Consider the following 23,976-nt stretch of genomic DNA (forward strand, 5'->3'; position numbering starts at 1 on the left):
CGAGAGCGGCGAGGCGTGGTTCGTGCTGCCGCAGACCGACGTCGACGTGGTGCGCGAGGTGGAGGCGGCGGCCGCGACGGTGCCGGCTGCGGCGAGCCCGGTGACGGCGGCCAGGGCGGCCATTCCGGCCAGGCCGGTGGCGAGGGGGGCGAACGGGGTGGGGACGGTGCGGTGCACGGGGTGCCTCCTGGGGCGGTGGGTGGGTGTGGACACCTCCTCTACGCCCGGGCCGGCCCCCCGGTTGCGCGCTCGACGACGCCGCGGACTGGTCTGGACCAGCGTCGTGGAGCGGGTCGGGGTGTTTGGCCCCGCTGCCCCGCGGGCAGCAGGGTCTCCAGGGGGTCGGCGCGGTCTCGCGTCCGGTGTCGGCCGCCACGACACCCCCACGACCAGGAGCCCCGTGAGCACCACCGTCGACAGTGCCGCGCCGTCCGGCGCGTGGCGCTCCTGCGCCGCGCTGCTGGAGCCCGACGGGCTCGACGACCCCGTGGGCGCCGCGGCCTGGGCCGACCTGTCCGCCCGGGCCCGGCACGCCAACCCCTTCCTGGGCGCGGGAGTGCTGGTGCCCGCGCTGCGCCACCTGGCCGGGCCGGACGAGGTCCGCCTGCTCACGGTGGGCTCCCCCGGACGCCTCGACCTCCTGCTGCCGGTCGCGGCCCGGCGACGCACCCGGCGTACTCCGGTGCGCGCGTGCGTGGGCTGGGCCCACACCCACCACTTCCTCGGTACGCCGCTCGTCGCGCCCACCCTCGGCGAGCAGGGCTGGCGCGCGGCCCTGGTGGCGCTGCGCGAGAGCGGCGAGGCGTGGTTCGTGCTGCCGCAGACCGACGTCGACGTGGTGCGCGAGGTGGAGGCGGCGGCCGCGAGCCTGGGGCTGGCCACCCGGCGGCTCGAGGAGCAGGCCCGCCCCGTCACCCACCGCCACGAGCGCGACGACTACGCCGAGCAGCAGCTGAGCGGACGCCGGCGCAAGGAGCTGCGGCGGGTGCGCCGACGCCTCGAGGAGAGCCTCGGGGGCGGGCTCGAGCTCGTCGACCTGGCCGCGGGCGCCTCCGCGCCGGCCCTCGAGGCCGCGCTGGAGGAGTTCCTGGCCCTGGAGGCCGCCGGGTGGAAGGGCGCCGACGGCGGGGCCATCGCCGGCCGCCCGGCCGAGCGCGCGTTCTTCCTCGAGGCCTGCCGTGCCCTGGCCGGCGAGGGACGTCTCGAGGTCCTGGCGCTGCGCGGGCGCGAGGGCGGACCCGCGGCGATGGCGCTGGTGCTGCGCGACGGCGACACCCAGCTCACCTTCAAGATCGCCTACGACGAGCAGCACGCGAGCCACTCCCCCGGGCTGCTGCTCTACCTCGAGCAGCTCTCCCGCTTCCACGCCTCGGGCGCCACGCTCGTCGACACCTGCGCCGCCCCCGACCACCCCATGGCACGACGCCTGCACGGCGACGACCGGCTCCTGGTGACGCTCGCCGTCGCGCTGGGTCCGCGGCGCGGCACGCTGGCCGTGCGCTGGGCGCGGGCCGTGGCCAGGACCACCGCGGCCGTGCGCCGCCACCGCACCACGACCGACCCACGAGAGGACCGACCATGACCAGCCTGCTGCACCTCGACGAGCAGTCCGTGCACGCCCTGCGCACCGCCGGCGAGACCGGTGAGCCGCAGGAGGTGACCCACGCCCTGCGCTCCCACGACCTGCTGACCCTCGAGGCGCTCGCCGACCTCGCCGTCTCGCTGCCCGCCGAGAGCATCGAGCACAACGTCGGCGCGCTGCCCGACGTGGTCGCCGACGGTCGCGCGCCCACCCTCGACCTCGAGCTGCGCGAGATGATCCTGGGCCTGGAGACCAACGGCGCCTGGTGCGTGGTCAAGAACGTCGAGCAGGACCCCCGCTACAGCGCCCTGCTCGACTCCTGCCTCGACGAGATCGAGGACCTCGTCTCCGGGCCCGGCCAGGCCTACCACCGCGAGGGGTTCGTCTTCCTGTCCGCTCCCGGCTCGATGACGCCCTCCCACATCGACCCCGAGCACAACGTGCTGCTGCAGGTGCAGGGCACCAAGACGATGGTCACCGGGCGCTGGGCCACCCCCGACGCCCGGGCCGGCGAGGCCGAGCGCCTGGTCGGCGGCGGGCACCGCAACCTGGGCCACGACGTGCAGGACCCGGTCGAGCACCACCTCCAGCCCGGCGACGGCATCTACGTGCCGCCCTACACCCAGCACAAGGTGGTCAACGGCCCGGCGCTGTCGATCTCGCTGTCGGTCACCTGGCGCAGCCACGCCCTGGCCGACGAGGCCCGGGTGCTGCGCGCCAACTCCTACCTGCGCCGCGCCGGTCTGTCCCCCAGCGCCCCCGGCACCCGCCCCGGCGCCGACCGGGCCAAGGCCACGGCCGTCTCCGCGGCCGAGAAGGCCAAGGCCGCCGTACGCCGCCGCTGACCCGGCGCAAACTTCCCGCCCACCCGGCCTGAACCTCCCGCCGAGCCGGCGCAAACTTCACGTCCACCCGGTCTAAATCTCTCCTCAAGCCACCCGGGGGCGACCGAGCGCCACCTACCCTGGGCCCCGGACAGCGGACGGAGAACCCAGGTGGAGCAAGCGGGCTACGACGCGACCCTGTGGCGGCTGACGCTGCAGCACTCCCCCATCGGGATGGTGCTGGTCGACCTCGACGGACGGTTGACGATGGTCAACCGAGCCGCGTGCACGATGCTGGGCCGCGACGCCGACGACCTCCGGGCGTGCACGTTCCAGGAGATCACGCACCCCGACGACCTCGACGCCGACCTGGCGCAGTTCGAGCGGACGCTGGCCGGGGAGATCGACAGCTACCGGATCCTCAAGCGCTACCTGCGCCCGGACGGGAGCGTGGTGTGGGGCGACCTGTCGGTGGCGCTCGTGCGGGACGACACCGGCGAGCCCCAGCACTTCATCTCGCAGATCCTCGACGTCAGCGAGGAGCACGAGCGCCGCGACCACCTCGAGCGCACGGTCGCCGAGCTCGAGACCGAGCGCAGCACCCTCGAGGCCATCTTCGACACCGTCAACGTCGGACTGCTGCTCATCGACGCCGACGGCCGCTACGAGCGGTCCAACCGCCGCCACCAGGAGACGATGCGCCTGCCGTTCCCCGACGGCCACGACGGTCACGCGGGCCAGCTCGGGCACGTCTACCGCCCCGACGGGGTCACCCTCCTGACGCGGGAGGAGATGCCCTCGTGGCGCGCCACCCGGGGCGAGGAGTTCGACGACTACCTCTACTGGGTCGGTCACGACCCGGTGACCCGTTCGGCGTTCTCGACCTCCGCCCGGCAGGTGCGCGGCGCCGACGGCGAGCGCCGTGGAGCGACGATCGCCTACCAGGAGGTCACCGACCTGATGCGCGCGCTGGCGGTCAAGGACGAGTTCGTCGCCTCGGTCTCCCACGAGCTGCGCACCCCGCTGACCGCGGTGCTGGGCCATCTCGAGATCCTGGCCGAGTCCGACGAGCTGCCGCCCCCGGTACGACGCCAGCTCGGGGTGGTCAGGCGCAACGCCGAGCGGCTGCGCACCCTCGTCTCCGACCTGCTGGAGGTCGCGCAGGCGCACGCCGGCTCGCTGCAGCTCGACCGCGACACCGTCGACGTGGCTCGCCTGGTCCACGAGGCCCTGGAGGCGGCGGCGCCGGCCGCCGCCGCGGCGGGGGTCGGGCTCGAGGTCGACGTGCCCGAGGTCCTGGACGCCCTGGTCGACGGCCAGCGGCTGCGCCAGGTGGTCGACAACCTGGTCTCCAACGCCGTCAAGTACACCGACCGCGGCGGCGCCGCGGGGGTGCGTGTGGGGGTCGACGGCACGACGCTCGACATCCGGGTGCACGACTCCGGCATCGGGATGAGCGCGGCCGAGGTGGAACGCGCCTTCACCCGGTTCTTCCGCGGCAGCGGCGCCCTCGAGCGCCACCGTCCCGGCACCGGTCTCGGGCTGACGATCGTCCAGTCCATCGTGGAGGCGCACGGGGGCAGCATCAGCCTGTCCAGCGAACCGGGCACGGGCACCGAGTTCCACGTCCGTCTGCCCGGTGCCGTGCTCGGCTGAACCCGGCCCTGCAGGTTCGGGCCGGGTCAGTGCGAAGTTTGGGCCGGGTCCGCGGGAGGTTTGGGCCGGGTCGGCGGGAGGTTCGGGCCGGGTCAGGAGCGGGGGACCTTGGCCTCGATCTCGGCGAGCCAGGCGGTGGGGGCGGCGTCGGAGGGCATCCGCCAGTCACCGCGCGGCGACATCGTGCCGCCGGCGCTGACCTTGGGGCCGTTGGGCAGCGCCGAGCGCTTGAACTGGCTGGCGAAGAAGCGCCGCACGAAGACCTCGAGCCAGCCGCGGATGGTGGCCAGGTCGTAGGCGCCGCGCTTGTCGGCGGGGAAGCCCGGGGGCCACTCGCCGGCCTCGGCGTCGTGCCAGGCGTGCCAGGCCAGGAAGGCGATCTTGCTGGGCCGGTAGCCGCGCCGCAGCACGTGGTAGAGCGTGAAGTCCTGCAGCGAGTAGGGCCCGACGGTGTCCTCGGTGCGCTGCTCGGGAGCGTCCTCGGTGGCGGGGATCAGCTCGGGGGTGATCTCGAGCTCGAGGATCTCGCGCAGCACGTCGTTGGTCTCGGCCTCGAACTGCCCGCTGTCGGCGACCCAGCGGATCAGGTGCTGCACCAGCGTCTTGGGCACCCCGGCGTTGACGTTGTAGTGCGACATCTGGTCGCCGACGCCGTAGGTGCACCAGCCCAGCGCGAGCTCGGAGAGGTCGCCGGTGCCGACGACGAGTCCGCCACGGTGGTTGGCCAGACGGAAGAGGTAGTCGTAGCGCAGCCCCGCCTGCACGTTCTCGAAGGTGACGTCGTAGACGTCCTCGCCCTCGGAGTAGGGGTGGTCGAGGTCGCCGAGCATCTGCTCGGCGGCCGGGCGGATGTCGATCTCCTCGAAGGTGACCCCGAGCGAGGCGCACAGCCGGGTGGCGTAGTCCTTGGTCTCGCTGCCGGTCGCGAAGCCGGGCATCGTGTAGGCGAGGATCTCGCTGCGCGGGCGCCCGGCGCGGTCCATCGCCTTGGCCGCCACGATCAGGGCATGGGTGGAGTCGAGGCCGCCGCTGACCCCGATGACGGCCTTGGGCGCCCAGGTCTCGCTGCTCATCGCCAGCATCCGCTGCTCCAGGCCGTAGACCTGGATGTTGTAGGCCTCGTAGCAGTCGAGCGCGAGCCGCTCGGGGTCGTCGGGCACGAACGGGAACCGGTCGACCTTGCGCCGCAGCCCCAGGTCGCCCGTGGGCGGCGCGAGCTCGAGGCGCACGGTGCGGAACTGCGAGGTCCGCTCGGCGTGCGTGCGCCGGTTGTCGTCGAAGGTGCCCATCCGCAGCCGCTCCTGGCGCAGGTGGTCGAGGTCGACGTCGGCGACGGTGCGGCGCGGCCCCTCGGGGAAGCGCTCCCCCTCGGCCAGCAGCTCACCGACCTCGTAGATCATCGTCTGGCCGTCCCACGACAGGTCGGTCGACGACTCGCCCTGGCCCGCGGCCGCGAAGACGTACGCCGCGTTGCAGCGGTGCGAGGCGGAGCGCACCAGCAGGCGGCGGTCCTCGGCCCGCGCCACGGTGATCGGGCTGCCGGACAGGTTGGCCAGCACCGTGGCGCCGGCCAGCGCGGCCTCCGCCGAGGGCGGCACCGGCACCCACATGTCCTCGCAGACCTCGACGTGCAGCACCAGCCCGGGCACGTCGACCACGTCGAAGAGCAGGTCGGGCCCGAAGGGCACCGAGCGCCCGGCCACGCTCACGCTGCCGCCGCGGCGGTCGTCGCCGGGGGCGAAGTGGCGTCGCTCGTAGAACTCGCGGTAGGTCGGCAGGTAGGACTTGGGCGAGACGCCGAGCACCTCGCCGCGGTGCACGACCACCGCGCAGTTGAGGACCCGGCCGTCGACGACCAGCGGCGCGCCGACCACCAGCACGGGGGTCAGCTCGCGCGAGCCCTCGACCACGCTCGCCACCGCGTCGTCGACGGCGTCGAGCAGCACGTCCTGCAGCAGCAGGTCCTCGATGGCGTAGCCCGAGAGGCACAGCTCGGGGAAGACCGCGACCGCGACCCCGTCGTCGTGGCAGAGCCGGGCCTGCTCCAGCACGCGTGCGGCGTTGGCTGCGGGGTCGGCGATGGCCACCGGCAGCGTGCACGCGGCGACCCGGGCGAACCCGTGCTCGTAGGCGTTGTAGAAGTCCACGCCACGCAGTGTGTCAGCCGCCGCCGGCCCCGGGGACGACCAGCAGGGTGGTCCGCGACCCCCGTCTGCTCAGTCGGGGTAGCCGTCGGGGTTCTGCGACTGCCAGCGCCAGGTGTCGGCGCACATCTCCTCGACGGTCTTGACGGTGCGCCACCCGAGCTCGGCGTTCGCCTTCGACGGGTCGGCGTACGACGACGCCACGTCGCCGGAGCGCCGCGCCACGACCTCGTACGGCAGCTCGCGCCCCACGGCGCGCTCGAAGGCGTGCAGCAGCTCTAGGACGCTGGTGCCGCGTCCGGTGCCGAGGTTCCAGGTGCTGACCGGCTCGTCGGTGCGGTCGAGCGCCTCGAGCGCCGCGACGTGGCCGGCGGCGAGGTCCTCGACGTGGATGTAGTCGCGCACGCCGGTGCCGTCGACGGTGTCGTAGTCGTCGCCGAAGACCTGCAGCTTCTCGCGCCGGCCCACGGCCACCTGGGCGATGTAGGGCATCAGGTTGTTGGGCACGTCGCTGGGGTCCTCGCCGATCGTGCCCGAGGGGTGCGCGCCGACGGGGTTGAAGTAGCGCAGCAGCGCGAAGCGCGACTCGGGGTCGGCGATGGCGACGTCGCGCAGGATCTGCTCCTGCATCACCTTGGTCCAGCCGTAGGGGTTGGTGGCGAAGGTCGCCCGGTCCTCGGTGGCCCCGGCCTGGTCGGTGCCGTAGACGGTGGCGCTGGAGGAGAAGACCAGCTTGCGCACCCCGTGGCGCTGCATCGCGCGCACCAGCGAGAACGTCGAGCCGAGGTTGTTCTCGTAGTAGCTCAGGGGCTTGGCTACGCTCTCACCGACGGCCTTGAAGCCCGCGAAGTGGATCACCGCGTCGATCGTCTCGGTGTCGAAGAGGTGCGAGGTCTTGTCGACGTCGGTCAGGTCGAAGGCGTGCACGGGGATGTGGCGCCCCGAGAGGGCCTCGAGCCGCCCCACGACCGTGGGCTTGGCGTTGGAGAAGTCGTCGACCACCAGGATGTCGTGCCCGGCCTCGATGAGGGCCAGGACCGTGTGTGAGCCGATGTAGCCGGCACCGCCGGAGACGAGAACGCGCATGGTCTGCAACCTAGCCGGTCGTGGACCACGACCCCTCCCCCACACCGACGACCACGGGCGTCGCGGCCGGGCGTGAGCAGCGCCACATCGGCTCGGGGGCGGGGCCGGGCCTAGCCTGGGGCCAGTCCGTGGACTCCAGCAGGGAGCCGCGAGATGCACCACGAGGAGCTCGACGATGAGCGAAGAGACCGCCCCCTACGGCAGCGGCACCCCCGCGTCCGCCCCCACCGCCGCGCAGGCCCCCGCCAAGCGGGTGCGCACCCACCACCTGCGCGAGATGAAGGAGCGCGGGGAGAAGATCACGATGCTCACGGCGTACGACATGTACACCGCGGCCACCTTCGACGAGGCCGGCATCGACCTGCTGCTGGTCGGCGACTCGGCCTCCAACAACGTGCTCGGCAACGAGACCAGCCTGCCGATCACCGTCGACGAGCTGCTGCCGCTGACCCGCGCGGTCGCCGGCGCCGCCCGGCGGGCGATGGTCGTGGGCGACCTGCCGTTCGGCAGCTACCAGGCCTCCCCCGAGCAGGGCTACCTGACCGCGGTGCGGTTCATGAAGGAGGCCGGGGCGCACTGCGTGAAGCTCGAGGGCGGCGTCGAGATGGTGCCGGTCATCGAGAAGCTGACCCGCGGGGGCGTCCCGGTGATGGCGCACATCGGCTTCACCCCGCAGTCCGAGCACACCCTGGGCGGCTACCGGGTGCAGGGGCGCGGCGAGGCCGCCGAGCGGGTGCGCCGCGACGCGCTCGCGGTGCAGGAGGCCGGTGCGTTCGCGGTGGTGATGGAGATGGTGCCCGGCGACGTCGCGGCCGAGATCAGCGCCGAGCTGACCATCCCGACCATCGGCATCGGCGCCGGCGCCGGCTGCGACGGCCAGGTGCTGGTCTGGCAGGACGCCTTCGGGCTGCGCACCGGGCGGATGGCCCGCTTCGTCAAGCAGTACGCCGACGTGCACAGCGTGCTGCTCGAGGGCGCGCGCGCCTACGCCGCCGACGTCAAGGGCGGCACCTTCCCCGCCTCCGAGCACACCTTCTAGGCCGGGGGCCAGGTGGACACCCAGACCCTGCTCAACCTCGGCCTCGTCCTGCTCTTCGTCATGGTGGGAGGTGTCTTCGCCGGCACCGAGATCGCGCTGGTCTCCCTGCGCGAGTCGCAGCTCGACCAGCTCGACAAGCGGGGCGGCCGGGGCGCCCGCGTCGCCTCGGTCGCGCGCGACCCCAACCGCTTCCTGGCCGCGGTGCAGATCGGCGTCACCGTGGCCGGCTTCTTCTCCGCGGCGTACGGCGCCTCCACCCTGGCGCCCGACTTCGCGCCCGCGCTGGTCGCCCTCGGCCTGCCCACCGGGGCCGCCGACACGCTCGCGCTGGTCGTCCTCACCCTGGCCATCGCCTACACCTCCCTGGTGCTCGGCGAGCTGGTGCCCAAGCGGATCGCCCTGCAGCGCAGCACGAGCGTCGCGCTGCTCGTGGGGCCGCCCCTGGACCGCTTCGCCACGCTGGTGCGCCCGGTGGTGTGGTTCCTCTCGCTCTCGACCAACGCGGTGGTGCGGCTGCTCGGCGGCGACCCGCACGCGGCCTCCGAGGAGATGTCCGACGAGGAGCTGCGCTACCTCGTCGACCAGCACCAGGGCCTCGAGCCCGCCGAGCGGCAGATCCTCACCGACGTCTTCGACGCCGGTGACAGCACGCTGCGCGAGGTGATGCGCCCCCGCGGCGACGCGGTCGTGCTCGGCGCGGCGACCACGGTCGGCGAGGCCGTCGCGACCGTGCTCGAGCACCCCTTCTCCCGCTACCCCGTGGTGGGCCGCGGCCCCGACGACGTGCGCGGCTTCCTGCACGTGCGCGACCTGCTGGGCGCCGACCCGCAGGCGCCGGTCTCCTCGCTGGCCCGCGAGATCGCCTTCCTGCCCGGCACCAACAAGGTGCTGCCGACCCTGACCTGGATGCGCGACCACCGCAGCCACATCGCCGTGGTCGTCGACGAGTACGGCGGCACCGACGGCATCGTCACCCTCGAGGACCTGGTCGAGGAGCTCGTCGGCGAGATCCACGACGAGTACGACGCCCCGCTCGCGCACGCGCGCAACGGCACCGACGGCCTCGACGCGGGGCTGAGCATCGAGGACTTCGGGACGGCCTCGGGCCTGGAGCTGCCCGACGGGCCCTACGAGACGGCCGCCGGCTTCGTGCTGCACCACCTCGGGCGGGTCGCGCGCCTGGGCGACCTGGTCACGGTCGAGGACGCCGAGCTGCACGTCGTCGGGCTCGAGGGCCACCGGATCACCCGCCTGGAGGTGCGGCCGGTCTCGCGAGGCACCGCGGCGGACTGATGACCGCCGCGACGGCGCGACGTACGGTGGGGTGATGCGCCGACCGCTGCTGCTGGGTCTCGTCTCCACCGTCGCCGCCGCGCTGCTCGCGGCCCCGCCTGCCGGGTCGGGCCAGCCAGCAGGGCCAGCGGGGCAAGCAGAGCCGGCCGAACGCCGCGCCGTGCCGGCGCTGCGGGTCACCACGCTCGCCGACGGCCTCGACCACCCGTGGGACATCGCCCCGATCGGCGGCGGCGACTACCTGGTGACCCAGCGCGACCGGGCGACGGTGTCGCTGCTGGGCGCCGACGGCGACGTGCGCCGGCTGGCCTTCCCCTCGCGCAACGTCTGGGTCTCGGGCGAGACCGGGCTGATGGGCCTGGTCGCCGACCCCCGCTTCGAGCAGAACCGGCGCTTCTACACCTGCCAGGGCGCGACCCGGTCGGGCGGCGGGCACGACGTGAGGGTGCTGGCGTGGAAGCTCAACCAGCGCGCCACCCGCGCCAAGCGCCGGGGGCCGCTGCTGCGGGGCATCCCGGCCACCACCGGTCGCCACGGCGGCTGCCGGCTGCTGGTGGCCGACGACGGGGCGCTGGTCGTCGGCACCGGCGACGCCGCCATCGGCCGGAACCCGCGCCGCCTCACCTCCCTGGGCGGCAAGACGCTGCGCCTGGACCGGATGACGGGCAAGCCCTGGCCGGGCAACCCGTTCCCGAGGGCGACCAGCACGCGCAAGCGCTACGTCTTCACCTACGGCCACCGCAACGTCCAGGGCCTGGCCCAGCGCAGCGACGGGTCGCTGTGGTCGGTGGAGCACGGCAGCTTCCGCGACGACGAGGTCAACCGGCTGGTGCGCGGCGGCGACCACGGCTGGCACCCGGTGCCCGGCTACGACGAGCAGGTGCCGATGACCGACCGCTCGCTGCCGGGTCGCCAGCGGGTGGCGCGCTGGCGCTCGGGCAACCCCACGATCGCCCCCGGCGGCGCCGACTTCGTGGCGGGCGGGAAGTGGGGGGCGCTGCGCGGCGACCTGGCGATGGCGGTGCTCAAGGACCAGCAGGTGCGCTTCCTCGACTTCGACTCGCGCGGACGGCTGCGGGCCCAGCGGGTGCCCGACGAGCTGACCGGGCACGGCCGCATCCGCACCGTGGTGCGCGACAGCGACAACAGCCTGCTGCTGCTGACCGACAACGGCGGCGGCGCCGACGAGGTGCTGCGGGTCACGCCGCGCTAGCGCTGCTCACTCCCAGCCGAGCCAGATGCCGCCGGGCACCACGACGGCGAACCAGCTCAGCGCCGAGACCACCGCCACCCACGGCACCCAGCGCGGGTGCAGGGTGAACCAGGCGGAGGCGACGAGCAGGCAGAGGGCCCACCACACCAGCATCAGCGCCTGCACCCACCAGGGCGTGAAGGGCGCGCTGGCGGCGTACAGGAAGAAGGTCGTGGCCATGCCGACCATGCCCACGAAGGGCCACGGGTCGGCGGCGTCGGGGCGCGGGGCCGGACGGGTGCGTCGGCGCGACAGCACCGGCTCAGTCCTCGAGACCGGCGTCGTCCCAGCGCTCGTCCTCCTCCTCCCACTCCTCGTTGCGCGCCTGGGCGGTGTCGAGGGCGTGGGCCGCCGCCTCGCGGGAGTCGTAGGGGCCCAGGCGGTGCTTGGCCGGGCACAGGTCGTCGACCGTCTCGACCCGGTGGTGCTTGACGCAGAACCAGTACTGGTCGGGGTTGCCGCCTTCGCTCATGCCCCGAGACTAACGCGTGCGCCGGCCGCCTAGACTCGGTCGGCGTGACTCCCGTGGCCCCCGCGACCCTGTCTCCGCGCCGACCCGTGCCCGCCCACGTGGTGCGCCCCGAGTACGTCGACCGCGACGCGCCGGCGCCCTACACCGGGCCCGAGGTGAAGGACGCCGAGACCATCGAGCGGATGCGGGTCGCCGGCCGGCTCGCCGCGCAGGCCCGCGAGGAGGTCGGGCGCCACGTCGTGCCCGGCGTCACCACCGACGAGCTCGACCGCATCGGCCACGAGTTCCTCTGCGACCACGGGGCCTACCCCTCCACGCTCGGCTACCGCGGCTTCCCCAAGTCGCTGTGCTCGAGCGTCAACGAGGTGGTCTGCCACGGCATCCCCGACAGCCGGGTCGTCGAGGACGGCGACATCGTCAACATCGACATCACCGCCTTCCTCGACGGGGTGCACGGCGACACCAACGCGACCTTCCTCGCCGGCGACGTCGACGAGGAGTCGCGGCTGCTCGTCGAGCGCACCCGCGAGGCGCTCGAGCGGGGCATCAGGGCGGTCAAGCCGGGGCGCCGCATCAACGTCATCGGCCGGGTCATCGAGTCCTTCGCCAAGCGGCACGGCTACGGCGTGGTGCGCGAGTTCACCGGCCACGGCATCGGCACGCACTTCCACTCCGGGCTGATCGTGCCGCACTACGACGACCCGCAGCACGACGACCTGATCGAGGTCGGGATGACCTTCACCATCGAGCCGATGCTCAACCTCGGCACCCACGAGTGGGAGATGTGGGACGACGGCTGGACCGTCGTGACCGCCGACAAGCGCCGCTCTGCGCAGTTCGAGCACACCCTGCTGGTGACCGCCGACGGCGCCGAGGTGCTGACGAACCCCTGAGCGGTGGCCGGCGGCCGGTCAGGCGTCGTCGCCCAGGCGGCCCTCCACCCGGAGCACGTCGACCCGGTGCTCGTGGTCGTCGCTCATCACCGCGGCCAGGCGCAGGAAGCCCAGCGCCTCGGCGTACCGGCTCTGCCTCTCGAGGCTGCGCCCCAGCGCGTGGCAGGCCCAGACGTCGTCGGGGCGCTCCTCGACCAGCGCGCGCAGGTCGTCCTCGGCGCGCCCCAGCTGGGCGCGCAGCAGGAAGGCCCAGGCGCGCAGCGAGCGCAGCCCGCGGTTGTCGGGCTCGCGCTCGAGGGCGGGCTCGAGCACCTCGAGCGCCGGCCCGGGCGCGTTGCGGGCGAGCAGGTCGAAGGCGGTGCGGTAGGCGGACTCGGGCGCCCACTGCCCGGGGAAGAGCAGCGGCGGGGCCTGGATCGGGTACTCCTCGCTCATGGAAGGTCCAACGCGCCGGGACACCTCGGTGTTCCGCTACCCTGGTGGCGCGGACGGGCTGGCCGGGCGACCGCGTCGTCCCTCTCGAGGGGCGCCGAGGAAGGTCCGGGCTCCACAGGGCGAGGTGGTGGGTAACCCCCACCCGGGGCAACCTGCGGGACAGTGCCACAGAGAACAGACCGCCACGACCGGCCCCGGCCGGACGGGGCAAGGGTGAAACGGTGGAGTAAGAGCCCACCAGCGTCCGGGGCGACCCGGACGGCTAGGCAAACCCCACCTGGAGCAAGGTCAAGAAGCCACCACTCGTGGTGGCGCGCGTGCGTCTGAGGGCGGCCCGCCCGAGCACGCGGGTAGACCGCTGGAGCCCACCGGCAACGGTGGGCCTAGATGGATGGTCGCCCCCCCGGTCCGAGAGGTCCGGGGACAGAACCCGGCCTACAGGCCAGCCCGTCCGCACCCGGGCCGCTCCCCCGGTGGGACCTAGGTCCCGCGCGAGGGGGTCGTTGGTGTCTGCAGCAGCCGGGCCGCGCGCCACGACGCTGGGACCCATGGCCGGCCCCGCCCGCACCGAGAGCCCCGCTCGGCCCGCGACCCCACCCGACGCAGCCCACGGGCTCCCCGCCCACGAGGTGGTGCTGCTGCTCGCCACCGATCCCGCCCGGGGCCTCGGCGAGGCGGAGGCCGCGCAGCGGCTGATCCGGTTCGGGCCCAACGCGCTGCCGGTCACCAGGAGCGCCGGGCCGCTGCTCCGGCTGGCGCGCCAGCTGCACAACCCGCTGATCTACGTGCTGCTCGCCTCGGTGCTCGTCACCGCCGCGCTCGGGGAGCTGGTCGACTCCTCGGTGATCCTCGGTGTGGTCGTCGTCAACGCCGCGGTCGGCTTCGTGCAGGAGTCCCGCGCCGAGGCGGCGCTGGAGGGCCTGCGGGCCATGGTGCGCACCACGGCGAGCGTCGTGCGCGACGGACAGGTGCGCAGCCTGCCCTCGGCCGAGCTGGTGCCCGGCGACCTCGTGGTGCTCGAGGAGGGCGCCAAGGTGCCCGCCGACCTGCGCGTGACCCGGGCCGACGAGCTGCGGGTCGACGAGTCGGCCCTGACCGGCGAGTCGGCTCCGGTGGCCAAGCACGAGGTGGTGCTCCCCGGCCAGGTGGCGGTGGCCGACCGCCGCAACATGGCCTACTCGGGGACCCTGGTCACCACCGGCAGCGGCAGCGGCGTCGTGGTCGCCACCGGCGCCGAGACCGAGCTGGGCGACATCCACCGCCTCGTCGGGGCGGCTGAGGGCCTCTCGACGCCCCTGACCCGCAAGCTGGCCTGGTTCAGCAAGCTCCTGACGGTGGCCATCGTGGCGCTGGCGGCGGCCACCTTCTTGATCGGCCTGCTGCGGGGCCAGGAGATGGCCGAGACCTTCACCGCCGCGGTGGCCCTGGCCGTGGGTGCCATCCCGGAGGGGCTGCCCGCCGCGGTCACCATCACCCTGGCCATCGGGGTGGCGCGGATGGCGCGGCGCCGAGCCGTCGTACGCCGCCTGCCCGCGGTCGAGACGCTGGGTAGCACAACCGTGATCTGCTCCGACAAGACCGGCACCCTGACCCAGAACCAGATGACCGTGCGTGCCGTGTGGACCCAGGAGGGGGAGGTGGAGCTGACCGGCTCGGGCTACGCCCCCGACGGGGTGCTGCGCGACGACCGGGGCGCCACGCTGACGCCGCTGCCCCGCTCGGCGCTGTGGTGGACGCTGCTGGTGGGAGTCGCCTGCAACGACGCCGCCCTGGCCCGCCACGACGGGCGGTGGCGGGTCGTCGGCGACCCCACCGAGGGCGCGATGCTGGTCGCCGGCGCCAAGGCCGGCCTCGACCGCGACCGGGTCGAGGCCCTCGCCCCCCGCGAGGCCACGGTCCCGTTCTCCTCCGACCGGCGCTGGATGGCCACGCTGCACCGCGACCTCACCGCCGACGACCCGGACCAGCAGGTGGTCGTGGTGAAGGGCGCCGCCGAGCAGGTGCTCGAGCGGTGCACCAGACAGCTGCGAGCCGACGGGTCGAGCGGCCCCGTCGACCGCACGCTCGTGCTCGGGGCCGCGCACGCCCTGGCCCAGCAGGGGCTGCGGGTGCTGGCGACGGCGGTGCGCCCGCTGACCGGCGCCGAGCGCGGCGACCCGGCCACCTTCGACGCGGAGGCGGTGCCGGGCGACCTGGTGCTCACCGGGCTGCAGGCGATGCTCGACCCGCCGAGGCCCGCCGCCGCCCGGGCGGTCGCGGCCTGCCTGGCCGCCGGGGTCTCGGTCAAGATGATCACCGGCGACCACGCCGCCACGGCCACGGCCGTCGCCCGGCACGTCGGGCTGCTCGACGAGTCGGCGACCGGCCCCGTGCCGGTGCTCACCGGCACCGACCTGGCGGCCCTCGACGCCGAGGAGCTGCCGGCCGCGGTGGACGGCGCCGTCGTGCTGGCCCGGGTCTCCCCCGAGCAGAAGCTGCGCCTGGTCGAGGCGCTGCAGGGCCAGGGCCACGTCGTGGCGATGACCGGCGACGGGGTCAACGACGCGCCCGCGCTGCGCCAGGCCGACATCGGGGTGGCGATGGGCACCGGCGGCACCGAGGTGGCCAAGGACGCCGCCGACATGGTGCTGCTCGACGACGACTTCGCGACCATCGAGGCCGCGGTGGAGGAGGGACGCGGGGCCTTCGACAACCTGACGAAGTTCATCGCCTGGACGCTGCCCACCAACATCGGCGAGGGCCTGGTGATCCTGGTGGCCGTCCTGCTGGGCACCGCCCTGCCGATCCTGCCCACCCAGATCCTGTGGATCAACATGACCACCGCGGTGCTGCTGGGGCTGATGCTCGCCTTCGAGCCCCGCGAGGACGGCATCATGACCCGCCCGCCCCGCGACCCCGACCAGCCGCTGCTCACGCGCGCCCTGACGGCCCGCATCCTGCTGGTCTCGGCGCTGCTCGTCGCCGGGTCGTGGTGGCTCTTCCAGTGGGAGCAGTCCCGCGGGGCCGGCCTCACCGAGGCGCGCACGGCCGCGCTCAACGTCTTCGTCGTCGTCGAGGCCGTCTACCTCTTCAGCTGCCGCTCCCCCAGGCTCTCCGCCTGGCGCCTGGGCCTGTTCACCAACCGGTGGCTGCTCGTGGGCGTGGGCCTCCAGGCGCTGGGGCAGCTGGCCCTGACCTACCTGCCGGCCATGAACGCGGTCTTCGACACCGCGCCGCTCCCGGCCAGCACGTGGGCGCGGATCGCGGCGGTCGCCGCGCTGGCGGGCCTGGTCATCGCCGCCGACAAGCGGCTGAGGAGCCGCGGCGCGCCCCGCGCACCGACCCCGGCGCAGACCGGGGTCCCCACCTAGTCGAGCGCCGAGAAGGCGTCGTACACCATGAACGCCGGCCACACGACGCCCTCCAGCACCGCCAGGACGTGCCACCAGAACCCGTCGGGGGCGTCCTTCCAGAAGTAGACCCACGCGCCGAACACGCCCAGGCCGTAGATCGCGCCGCCTCCTGCCGCCCCGCCACCGCTGCTGCTCGCCACGTGCCTCGCCCTCCTCGTGCCGTCCGGGGCCGTCGACCCGGACCGCACCCACGGTGCGCCGGCGGCCCGCGCCCCCACCAGGGCCCAACGGACCCCCGCGGCGGGTCGGACGACCGTGGGCGCCCCGCCCCGTCGGCGACAGCCTGGGGAGCGACCCACGACCGAGCACAGGGAGCACCCATGCCGACCTCCGCGCCGACAGCCGCACCGACAGCCGCGCCGACCGCCACGGCCCAGGCCCTCGTGGCCCCGGGCAAGGGCCTGCTGGCCATCGACGAGAGCCAGCCCACGATGACCAAGCGCCTCGCGCGCATCGGTGTCGAGTCGACGGGGGCGACCCGGCTGGCCCTGCGCGAGCTGCTGCTCACCACCCCCGGTCTCGAGGAGCACGTCAGCGGCGTCATCCTCTTCGACGAGACCATCCGCCAGCGCACCAGCAGCGGCGCGCTGGTGCCCGAGCTGCTCGCCGGCGCCGGGATCGTCCCCGGCATCAAGGTCGACCGGGGCACGGTGCCCCTCGCCGGCTGGCCCGGCGAGCTGGTCACCCAGGGTCTCGACGGGCTGCGCGAGCGCTTCGCCGAGTACGCCGCCCTGGGCGCGCGCTTCGCCAAGTGGCGGGCGGTGCTGCGCATCGACGCCACCCTGCCGACCCCGGCGTGCGTGAGCGCCAACGCCCACGCACTGGCCCGCTACGCCGCACTGGCCCAGGAGGCCGGGCTGGTGCCGGTGGTCGAGCCCGAGGTGCTGATGGACGGCGCGCACTCGCTGGAGCGCTGCGCCGAGGTGACCGCGCAGGTCCTGCGAGAGGTCTACGCCGAGCTGGCCCGCCAGCACGTCACCCTCGAGGCGACCCTGCTCAAGCCCAACATGGTCCTGCCGGGGACCCTCTCGCCGGAGACCGGGACGATCGAGGACCACGTGGTCGCCGAGCGCACCGTCGCGGTGCTGCGCGACACCGTGCCGGCCTCGGTGCCCGGCATCGTCTTCCTCTCCGGTGGCCAGAGCCCGCAGGAGGCCACCGCCCGGCTCGACGCGCTCAACCGGCTGCCTGCCCCGCAGCCCTGGCAGCTGAGCTTCTCCTACGGCAGGGCGCTGCAGGCCCCGGTGCTCGACGCCTGGCACGGCGAGCCGGCCAACGTGGCCGCCGCCCAGGCGGTCCTCGCCGAGCGGGCCCGGCTCACCGGCGCCGCCCGCCGGGGCCGCTACGACAGGGCCGCCGAACCGACCACCCCGGTGGCCGGGTGAGGTCCGCGGAGCTTCATCGGCCGGCCGACGGATCTCCTGGGTGGACGATGAAACTTCATCGGCCACCCGGGTGGTTCATCGGCCGGCCGATGAACCTCCCGGCCGGCGGCGCTCGGTCTCGTGCTGCCGGGTGGCGATGATGGCGGCCTGGGTGCGGCTCTCGACGCCGAGCTTGCCGAGCACCGTGGAGACGTAGTTCTTCACCGTCTTCTCGGCCAGCTCGAGTCGCTCGGCGATCTGGCGGTTGGTCAGGCCCTCGCCGACCAGGTCGAGGACCTGGTGCTCCTTGGGCGTCAGGTGCTTGGTCACCGAGTCCTCCGGTGGCCCGTCGCGCAGCCGGGCGAGGACCTGCGCGGTGACCGCCGGGTCCAGCATCGACTGACCGGCCGCCACCCGGCGCACGGTCTCGACGAAGTCGTTGCCCCTGACCTGCTTGAGCACGTAGCCGGCTGCGCCGGCCATGATGGCGGAGAAGAGCGCCTCGTCCTCGTCGTAGGAGGTCAGGATGACGGCCGCGATCGCGGGGTCGACCGAGCGCACCTGGCGGCAGACCTCGACGCCGGACCCGTCGGGCAGGCGCTGGTCGAGGACGGCGACGTCGGGACGCAGCGCAGGGATCCGCCGGGCGGCCTCCTGGGCCAGGCCCGACTCGCCCACCACCACGATGTCGCCCTGGCTCTCCAGCAGCTCACGGGTGCCGCGGCGCACCAGCTCGTGGTCGTCGAGCAGGTAGACCCGGATCACCGGGCGCTCCCCGTGCTCGCCTGCCCGGCCAGGACCGTCGACTTCCCACATGACCCGACCCTAGGCGCGGCCCGGCCGGTCTGCCGCGGCCCAGCGGCACCACCCGGCGGGACCTTGGTCCCGGGGTGCGCAGTCCCGGAGTGCGCGGCCCCGGAGTGCGCGGCCCCGGCCCCTGCGGACCTCCGGCCCCCCGGTCCCGCGACCAACGGCCCTGCCCGCCCCGGGCCCCGGACGGCACCGTGGTCGGATGGCACCCAGCTCACCGCCGGCCACCGCGGACCCGACGCACGCCTCGCCGCGCGCACGCGTCCTCGTGGCCGTCGGCAGCTCGGACCCCGGGTCGGCGGCACGCTGGGCCGCCCGGGAGGCGGTCCGCGGTGGAGCCACCGTGCACCTGCTGCAGGTCGCCCCCACCACGCTGGCGCGCGAGCAGGGCCGCACGGCCCTGCGCACCGCCGCGGCGGCGTGCTTCGACGAGGTCGGCGACCGCGTGCCGGTGGAGACCGAGCAGGCGGTGGGCCACCCGCCGGAGGTCCTGGTCGCGGCCGCGCCGGCTGCCCGCCTGGTCGTGACGGGACGCCGCGACAGCAGCTCGTGGCACTCCACCGGCTCGGTCTCCGCGGCCCTCGCCGACCTCACCGACGTCGCGATGTGCGTGGTGCCGCCGTCGTGGAGCGCGCCGCGACGCTCGCTGGTGGCCGTCGGGCTCGACCCGGACCGGCCCGACCGGGCCGCCCTGACCGAGGCCGTACGCCGCGCGCGGCTCGGGCGGGCGGTGCTGCGGGTGCTGGTGCACCGACCCGGCTCGCTGGCGCCCGACCCGGCAGCGGGACCCGACGTGCTGCGTCGCCGCGCCCAGGAGCTGCTGGCCGAGTGCGGCGGCGACGCGTGCGACGTCGAGGTCTCGGTGGACGAGGGGCACCCGTCCTCGGGGCTGCTGGAGGCCGCACGCACCGCCGACCTGCTCGTGCTCGGCCGACGCGAGCACCGCGGCGGACCGGCGAGGTACCTCGGCCCCGTCGCGCGCGCGGTGCTGCCGTGGGCCGAGTGCCCCGTCGTGCTGAGCCGCCCCGAGCGCGACCGTGTGCCGGGGCCGGCACGTGTCCCTGCCGGCGAGGACCTTGGGCCCTGACGCGGGCGCCGCCCGCAGCGGAGCCTGGGACCCCCCACCGCACCACCCCCACAAGGGGCCCACCAGAGGAGCCGACCATGCGGGTCGCCGAGGTCATGACCGCACCACCGCTCACCACCACGACCGACGCCGGGGTCGACGACGCCCTGGCGCTGCTCGCACGCCACCACGTCAGCTCGCTGCCGGTCGTGGACGCCGCCGGCAGGCTGCAGGGCCTGCTGCACGAGGTCGACGTGATCCGTGGCCGGGTCCCCCACGCAGCGCTCGCCGGCGGCACGCCCGAGCCCGGTGTGCCGCCGGCCGTCGTCGGCGACGTGATGGCGCCGGTGCCCGCGCGCCTCGGCCCCGAGACCGACCTGGCGACGGCGGCCGACCTGCTGGGCTCGTCGAGCGTGACGAGCCTGCCCGTCGTCGACGACCAGGGGCACGTGGTCGGGGTGGTGAGCCGCAGCGACGTCGTGGGAGTGCTCACGGGCACCCACGGCGGCGCCGACGACGGCCTCGACACCCTCACGCGCCGGCTGCTGCAGCTGGCCTGCCGCGCCCCGAGCGTGCACAACACCCAGCCCTGGCTGTGGCGGGTCTCCGGCTCCGTCATCGAGCTGTACGCCGACCCCGCGCGCCAGCTGGCGATCGCGGACCCCGACGGCCGCAGCCTGCGCATCAGCTGTGGCGCCGCCCTGCACCACCTGCAGGTGGCCGCCCGCGCGCTCGGGCAGGGCTGCACGGTCGAGCGGCTGCCCGCCGGGCCCGGCTCGACGCTGCTGGCCCGGGTGAGCCTCGAGGCGGGGCCCGACCAGCCCGGCTCCCCGCCGGCGGACGCGGACGCACGAGCCGACCTGGAGGCCATCACGGCCCGGGTCACCGACCGCAGGCGCTTCACCAGCTGGGAGGTGCCCGCGCCCCGGCTCGAGCACCTGGCGGGCATCGGTGCCCGCGCGGGCTGTGCCGTCGTACCCGTGGTCGACCCGGGGCGCCGGCACCGGCTGGAGGAGCTCGTCGAGCAGGCCCGGGACCTCCTGTCGCAGGACCCCGCGGTGCAGGCCGAGCAGCGGGCCTGGGTGCAGCGCAGCACCCACGACGGAGTCCCGCGGGAGGCCACCGAGGGGCCGGCCACCCGCTTCGACGACCGGCCGGTCGTCGACCCCGGCGGCATCGACCGCGCCGACGGCGTGCTGGTGCTGGCCACGCCGACCGACGAGCCGCTCGACCACCTGCGCGCCGGCGAGGCGCTGAGCCGGACCTGGCTCAGCGCCACCACCGGCCTGCTGTCGATGGTCCCGCTGAGCCGTGGTGGAGCGCCCCGAGACCCGTCGGGCCCTGCAGAGCGACGTGCTGGGCAGCGCCCTGGTGCCGCAGCTGCTGGTGCGGGTCGGGTGGCAGGAGAGCTCGCGCGAGCGGCTCGCTCCGAGCCCGCGACGCCCGCTCGCCGACGTGCTGCTGCACTGAGCGGCGCCCGGCCGGGACGCCTCCGGTCCCCCCGCGCGGGCGTGCCGCACGTGGGGGCGACGTGCTGGGATGGGTCGATGGCCCACCGCTACCCCTTCGCCTTCAGCCCCGCCTACCGCCTGCCGGCCCTGGCCCTGGCCATCACCCCCCGCACGGCGTGGGTGGAGGTCGACGAGCCGGGCGCGCCCACGCCCGAGCTGCGGGTGCGCTTCGGGCCGTGGCGGCTGCGCACGCCCGTCGAGAACATCACCGGCGTGCAGCGCAGCGGCGGCTTCGCCTACCTCAAGACCGTCGGGCCGCCGCACCTGTCGTTCACCGACAAGGGGGTCACCTTCGCGACCAACGGCGACGCCGCCGTCTGCCTCGAGCTGCGCTCCCCGGTGAAGGGGATCGACCCCACCGGCCGGATCGTGCACCCCGGCGTGACCCTGACCGTCGCCGACCCCGACGCCCTCGCCGCGGAGGTCACCGCCCACCCGGCGCGATGAGCCCCGGCTGACGCGACCTGCCCGGTCGTGGTCCGGGTCGGGGTCCCGGTCGTGGTCCGGGTCGTGGTCCCGGTCGTGGTTCGGGTCGTGTGCCTGGGGACGCGCCCTGGCGCGTCAGCGGGCCACGACCCGGACCACGACCCGGAACACGACCCAGGCCACGACTCAAGCCACGACCCGGAACACGACCCGGGGAGGGGCGCTCAGCCCACCTCGACCAGCTCGAAGGCCACCCGGCGCTGCTGCACGTCGGCGGTGACGAGCCGCACGCGTACGTCGGTGCCGAGCGGCAGCTCCGCCCCGGTGCTGGTGAGCCGGCCCTCGACCGCCGGCGACTGCACGACGACCGAGCCGCGGGTGGGCTCCTTCTCGTCGACGTCGACGACGACCCCGGCGAAGACCTCGCCGACCCGCTCCTCCAGCACCCCCGCCTCGACGAGGTCGAGCACCCCGCGCTCGTAGGCCCCGGCCCGCTGGGCCGAGGTGCGCAGCGTCTCGGGCAGGCCGGGCAGCGCCTGCAGCACCCAGACGGGCACCTCGGTGCCGGCGCACAGGGCCACGCACACCTCACCGGCGTACCGGTCGCCGAGGCGACGCAGCGGCGCGGTGACGTGGGCGTACTCGGCCGCCAGCGCCGCGTGCAGCGGCTGCTCGGGCAGCTCGCCGTTGAAGCCGACGTATCCGCTGCCGCGCAGCAGGCGGGTGCTGGCGTCGACCATCGCGGCGTGCGCGGGCACCAGCGGGTCGAGGGTGCGGATGAAGTCGGGGTAGAGCATCTCGGCCGGCCACTCGATGCCCAGCGCGCGGGCGGTGCGGTGCAGGCGCCGCACGTCGCGCGCGTCGGGCGGGGGCAGGGTGCGCAGCAGCCCGACGCGGGCGTAGACCATCAGGTCGGCGGCGCCGTAGCCGGTGAGCAGCGAGATCTGGGCGTTCCAGTCCTCCATCGCCAGCCGCTCGCGGAACCCCAGGTGCCAGTGCTCGCCCTCGACCTCGACCTCCTGCTCGGGCAGCGGCAGCGAGACCCCGCCCCGCGCGGCCTCGCGGGCCAGGCGCAACGGCCCCACCTCGGCCAGCAGCCGCACCGTCTCGGGCGCGGTGCCGTCGTCGAGGCCGGCCTGCGCCTGCTGGTAGGTCAGCTGGGCGGTCGAGCGCACCAGCGCCCGCTCGACGCGTACGTCGGTGCCCTCGCCGTCGGCGTCGAGCCGGATCGTCCACAGCAGCGCCGGCCGGGTCTCGCCGGCCAGCAGCGACGCGGCGCCCTCGCTGATCACCGGCGGGTGCAGCGGCACCTTCGACTCGGGCGCGTAGAGCGTCTCCCCACGCCGGTTGGCCTCGACGTCGACCGGGTCGCCGGGGCTGACGAAGGCGGCCACGTCGGCGATCGCGTAGTGCACCACGAAGCCGTCGCCGTCGCGCTCGATGTGCATCGCCTGGTCGAGGTCGCGGGCGCCCTCGGGGTCGATGGTCAGCATCGGCAGGTCGGTGCGGTCGAGGTCGGGCAGCCGGGGCTCGGCGGCGGCCCTCGCCGCCGCCTCCTCGACCTCGGGCGGGAAGTGCGGGGTGACCCCCAGCTCCTTCCTCAGCTGTTCGACGCCCTCGCGCAGCCGGTGCGCGGCGACGCCGTCGTCATGGGTACGGACCCGGAGCACGCGGTTGCTGGGCATGCAGGCACCATAACGACCACCATGCTGATCCTGCTGCCCCCCAGCGAGGGCAAGTCCGCTCCACGGCGCGGCAAGCCCCTCGACCTGGCCTCCCTGTCGTTCCCCGGCCTCACCGCGACCCGCGAGCGGCTGCTCGACGCGCTGGTCGACCTGTGCTCGGGCGACCCGCAGGTGGCGGCGCGGGTCCTCGACGTCGGCAGCACCCAGCTCGATCTCGTCGACCTCGACCGCGGGCTGCGCACCAACCCGACCGCGCGCGCCGACGCCGTGTACGCCGGGGTGGTCTACGACGCCCTCGACGTCACCACCCTCGGCCCTGCCGCCCGGCGCCGGGCGACCAGCCGGCTGGCGATCACCTCCAGTGTCTTCGGGCTGGTGCGTCCGGGTGACCGCATCCCGGCCTACCGGCTCTCCGGCGGCACCAGCCTGCCCGGCGTCGGCCCGGTCGCGGGGGCCTGGCGCGAGGTGCTGGGCCCCGCCACCGCCGAGGCGCTGGGCGGCGGTCTGCTCGTCGACCTGCGCTCCAGCACCTACGCCGCCTTCTGGCGCCCCTCCCCCGACCTGGCGTCGCGGGTCGCGACCGTGCGGGTGCTGCACGAGGTCGACGGCACCCGCAAGGTGGTCAGCCACTTCAACAAGGCCACCAAGGGCCGGCTGGTGCGCGCGCTGCTCGAGGACGGCGCCACCCCGCGCACGCCCGCACGGCTCGCCGAGGCGCTGCGCGACCTGGGCTGGCACGTCGAGGCCGGCGACCCGGGCCCGAAGGGGACCCAGCTCGACGTGGTGGTCAGCGACCTGTAGGCACGCCGCCGAGCAGCCCGAGCACGGGGTCGACGACGCCGTCGAGCAGGTCGGTGACCGCGTCGGTGAGCGGCACCACGGCCGCGGTGACCGGGGTGGTGACCCCGCCCGTGGCGCTGCCGGCGACGTCGGCGACACCGCCCACCACCGGGTCGAGCACCCGCGAGACGGTCCCGTCGCGTGCCGGAGGCGTCGGCAGCGCCGGCGGTGCCGGAACCGGGCCGGGGGGCGGCGTCGGAGCGGGC

The 23,976-nt window shown here is 74.9% G+C and carries 20 protein-coding genes, 1 other RNA gene and 1 pseudogene; 13 read left to right on the forward strand and 9 right to left on the reverse strand.

Going from position 1 to position 23,976, the window contains the following annotated elements:
• Positions 1-400 precede the first annotated feature (400 nt).
• From ABKW28_RS18895 to ABKW28_RS18905, 3 genes are all read left to right on the forward strand, one after another.
• Positions 401-1,582, forward strand: a complete 1,182-nt coding sequence (locus ABKW28_RS18895; RefSeq protein WP_348612395.1) for a GNAT family N-acetyltransferase — start codon at positions 401-403, stop codon at positions 1,580-1,582.
• The gene (locus ABKW28_RS18900; protein ID WP_348612397.1) at positions 1,579-2,427 is read left to right on the forward strand and encodes a cupin domain-containing protein; all 849 of its coding nucleotides are present in this window, start codon (positions 1,579-1,581) and stop codon (positions 2,425-2,427) included. The genes ABKW28_RS18895 and ABKW28_RS18900 overlap by 4 nt, the downstream gene beginning before the upstream one ends.
• A 150-nt stretch (positions 2,428-2,577) precedes the next feature.
• A complete protein-coding gene (locus ABKW28_RS18905) occupies positions 2,578-4,062 on the forward strand; it encodes an ATP-binding protein (protein ID WP_348612399.1) in 1,485 nt (494 codons plus the stop codon).
• A 92-nt stretch (positions 4,063-4,154) separates the two neighbouring features.
• Here ABKW28_RS18905 and ABKW28_RS18910 read toward each other — a convergent pair whose 3' ends face one another.
• Together ABKW28_RS18910 and galE are read right to left on the reverse strand one after the other, a co-directional pair.
• Positions 4,155-6,218 (reverse strand): NAD(+) synthase, encoded by a 2,064-nt coding sequence (locus ABKW28_RS18910; RefSeq protein WP_348612431.1) that lies wholly within the window; start codon positions 6,216-6,218, stop codon positions 4,155-4,157.
• Between the two features lie 60 nt (positions 6,219-6,278).
• Positions 6,279-7,292 (reverse strand): UDP-glucose 4-epimerase GalE, encoded by a 1,014-nt coding sequence (galE, locus tag ABKW28_RS18915; protein ID WP_348612401.1) that lies wholly within the window; start codon positions 7,290-7,292, stop codon positions 6,279-6,281.
• A 175-nt stretch (positions 7,293-7,467) separates the two neighbouring features.
• Between galE and panB the strand changes: the two genes are divergently transcribed.
• Genes panB through ABKW28_RS18930 form a run of 3 tightly spaced genes read left to right on the forward strand, consistent with a single transcriptional unit; the run spans position 7,468 to position 10,837 of the window.
• On the forward strand, positions 7,468-8,331 hold the full coding sequence (panB, locus tag ABKW28_RS18920) for a 3-methyl-2-oxobutanoate hydroxymethyltransferase (protein WP_348612403.1): 864 nt from the start codon (positions 7,468-7,470) through the stop codon (positions 8,329-8,331).
• Positions 8,332-8,343: 12 nt separating this feature from the next.
• Entirely contained in the window at positions 8,344-9,624 is a 1,281-nt protein-coding gene (locus ABKW28_RS18925; RefSeq protein WP_348612405.1) for a hemolysin family protein, read from the forward strand.
• Between the two features lie 34 nt (positions 9,625-9,658).
• Positions 9,659-10,837, forward strand: a complete 1,179-nt coding sequence (locus ABKW28_RS18930; RefSeq protein ID WP_348612407.1) for a PQQ-dependent sugar dehydrogenase — start codon at positions 9,659-9,661, stop codon at positions 10,835-10,837.
• A gap of 6 nt (positions 10,838-10,843) precedes the next feature.
• Here the strand turns inward: ABKW28_RS18930 and ABKW28_RS18935 are convergent, their stop codons facing one another.
• Together ABKW28_RS18935 and ABKW28_RS18940 are read right to left on the reverse strand one after the other, a co-directional pair.
• Positions 10,844-11,134, reverse strand: coding sequence for a hypothetical protein (locus tag ABKW28_RS18935; RefSeq protein WP_348612409.1), 291 nt, complete (start codon positions 11,132-11,134; stop codon positions 10,844-10,846).
• A 4-nt stretch (positions 11,135-11,138) separates the two neighbouring features.
• On the reverse strand, positions 11,139-11,348 hold the full coding sequence (locus tag ABKW28_RS18940; RefSeq protein WP_348612411.1) for a hypothetical protein: 210 nt from the start codon (positions 11,346-11,348) through the stop codon (positions 11,139-11,141).
• Between the two features lie 44 nt (positions 11,349-11,392).
• Between ABKW28_RS18940 and map the strand changes: the two genes are divergently transcribed.
• Positions 11,393-12,241 carry a type I methionyl aminopeptidase gene (gene map / locus ABKW28_RS18945; RefSeq protein ID WP_348612413.1) on the forward strand — a complete coding sequence of 283 codons (849 nt, stop codon included), beginning with the start codon at positions 11,393-11,395 and terminating at the stop codon, positions 12,239-12,241.
• A gap of 18 nt (positions 12,242-12,259) precedes the next feature.
• On the opposite strand, the gene ABKW28_RS18950 is transcribed toward map, so the two are convergent.
• Positions 12,260-12,676 carry a tetratricopeptide repeat protein gene (locus tag ABKW28_RS18950; protein WP_193669203.1) on the reverse strand — a complete coding sequence of 139 codons (417 nt, stop codon included), beginning with the start codon at positions 12,674-12,676 and terminating at the stop codon, positions 12,260-12,262.
• 54 nt (positions 12,677-12,730) lie between these two features.
• On the opposite strand from ABKW28_RS18950, the gene rnpB reads away from it, so the two are divergent.
• Positions 12,731-13,130, forward strand: an RNA gene (gene rnpB, locus ABKW28_RS18955) — RNase P RNA component class A.
• 94 nt (positions 13,131-13,224) lie between these two features.
• Complete coding sequence (locus ABKW28_RS18960) at positions 13,225-16,026, forward strand: HAD-IC family P-type ATPase (protein ID WP_348612415.1); 2,802 nt, start codon at positions 13,225-13,227, stop codon at positions 16,024-16,026.
• On the opposite strand, the gene ABKW28_RS18965 is transcribed toward ABKW28_RS18960, so the two are convergent.
• Positions 16,023-16,208, reverse strand: a complete 186-nt coding sequence (locus tag ABKW28_RS18965) for a hypothetical protein (RefSeq protein ID WP_348612417.1) — start codon at positions 16,206-16,208, stop codon at positions 16,023-16,025. The two genes, ABKW28_RS18960 and ABKW28_RS18965, sit on opposite strands and share 4 nt — an antisense overlap.
• Before the next feature lie 180 nt (positions 16,209-16,388).
• On the opposite strand from ABKW28_RS18965, the gene ABKW28_RS18970 reads away from it, so the two are divergent.
• Positions 16,389-17,453 carry a class I fructose-bisphosphate aldolase gene (locus ABKW28_RS18970; protein WP_348612419.1) on the forward strand — a complete coding sequence of 355 codons (1,065 nt, stop codon included), beginning with the start codon at positions 16,389-16,391 and terminating at the stop codon, positions 17,451-17,453.
• Between the two features lie 75 nt (positions 17,454-17,528).
• On the opposite strand, the gene ABKW28_RS18975 is transcribed toward ABKW28_RS18970, so the two are convergent.
• Positions 17,529-18,248, reverse strand: coding sequence for a response regulator transcription factor (locus tag ABKW28_RS18975; RefSeq protein ID WP_348612421.1), 720 nt, complete (start codon positions 18,246-18,248; stop codon positions 17,529-17,531).
• 196 nt (positions 18,249-18,444) lie between these two features.
• On the opposite strand from ABKW28_RS18975, the gene ABKW28_RS18980 reads away from it, so the two are divergent.
• Both ABKW28_RS18980 and ABKW28_RS18985 read left to right on the forward strand, forming a co-directional pair.
• Positions 18,445-19,329 (forward strand): universal stress protein, encoded by an 885-nt coding sequence (locus ABKW28_RS18980; protein ID WP_348612423.1) that lies wholly within the window; start codon positions 18,445-18,447, stop codon positions 19,327-19,329.
• A 77-nt stretch (positions 19,330-19,406) separates the two neighbouring features.
• Entirely contained in the window at positions 19,407-21,266 is a 1,860-nt protein-coding gene (locus ABKW28_RS18985; RefSeq protein WP_348612425.1) for a CBS domain-containing protein, read from the forward strand.
• Between the two features lie 203 nt (positions 21,267-21,469).
• Here the strand turns inward: ABKW28_RS18985 and ABKW28_RS18990 are convergent, their stop codons facing one another.
• Positions 21,470-22,930, reverse strand: a complete 1,461-nt coding sequence (locus ABKW28_RS18990) for an RNB domain-containing ribonuclease (RefSeq protein WP_348612427.1) — start codon at positions 22,928-22,930, stop codon at positions 21,470-21,472.
• A 21-nt stretch (positions 22,931-22,951) separates the two neighbouring features.
• Here ABKW28_RS18990 and yaaA point away from each other — a divergent pair, with 21 nt between their 5' ends.
• On the forward strand, positions 22,952-23,731 hold the full coding sequence (gene yaaA, locus ABKW28_RS18995; RefSeq protein ID WP_348612429.1) for a peroxide stress protein YaaA: 780 nt from the start codon (positions 22,952-22,954) through the stop codon (positions 23,729-23,731).
• Here yaaA and ABKW28_RS19000 read toward each other — a convergent pair.
• Positions 23,718-23,976, reverse strand: a pseudogene (locus ABKW28_RS19000) (hypothetical protein); the annotation flags it as partial. The gene yaaA and the pseudogene ABKW28_RS19000 sit on opposite strands and share 14 nt — an antisense overlap.

The sequence above is a fragment of the Nocardioides sp. 31GB23 genome (genome assembly GCF_040012395.1).
GTDB lineage: Bacteria > Actinomycetota > Actinomycetes > Propionibacteriales > Nocardioidaceae > Nocardioides > Nocardioides salarius.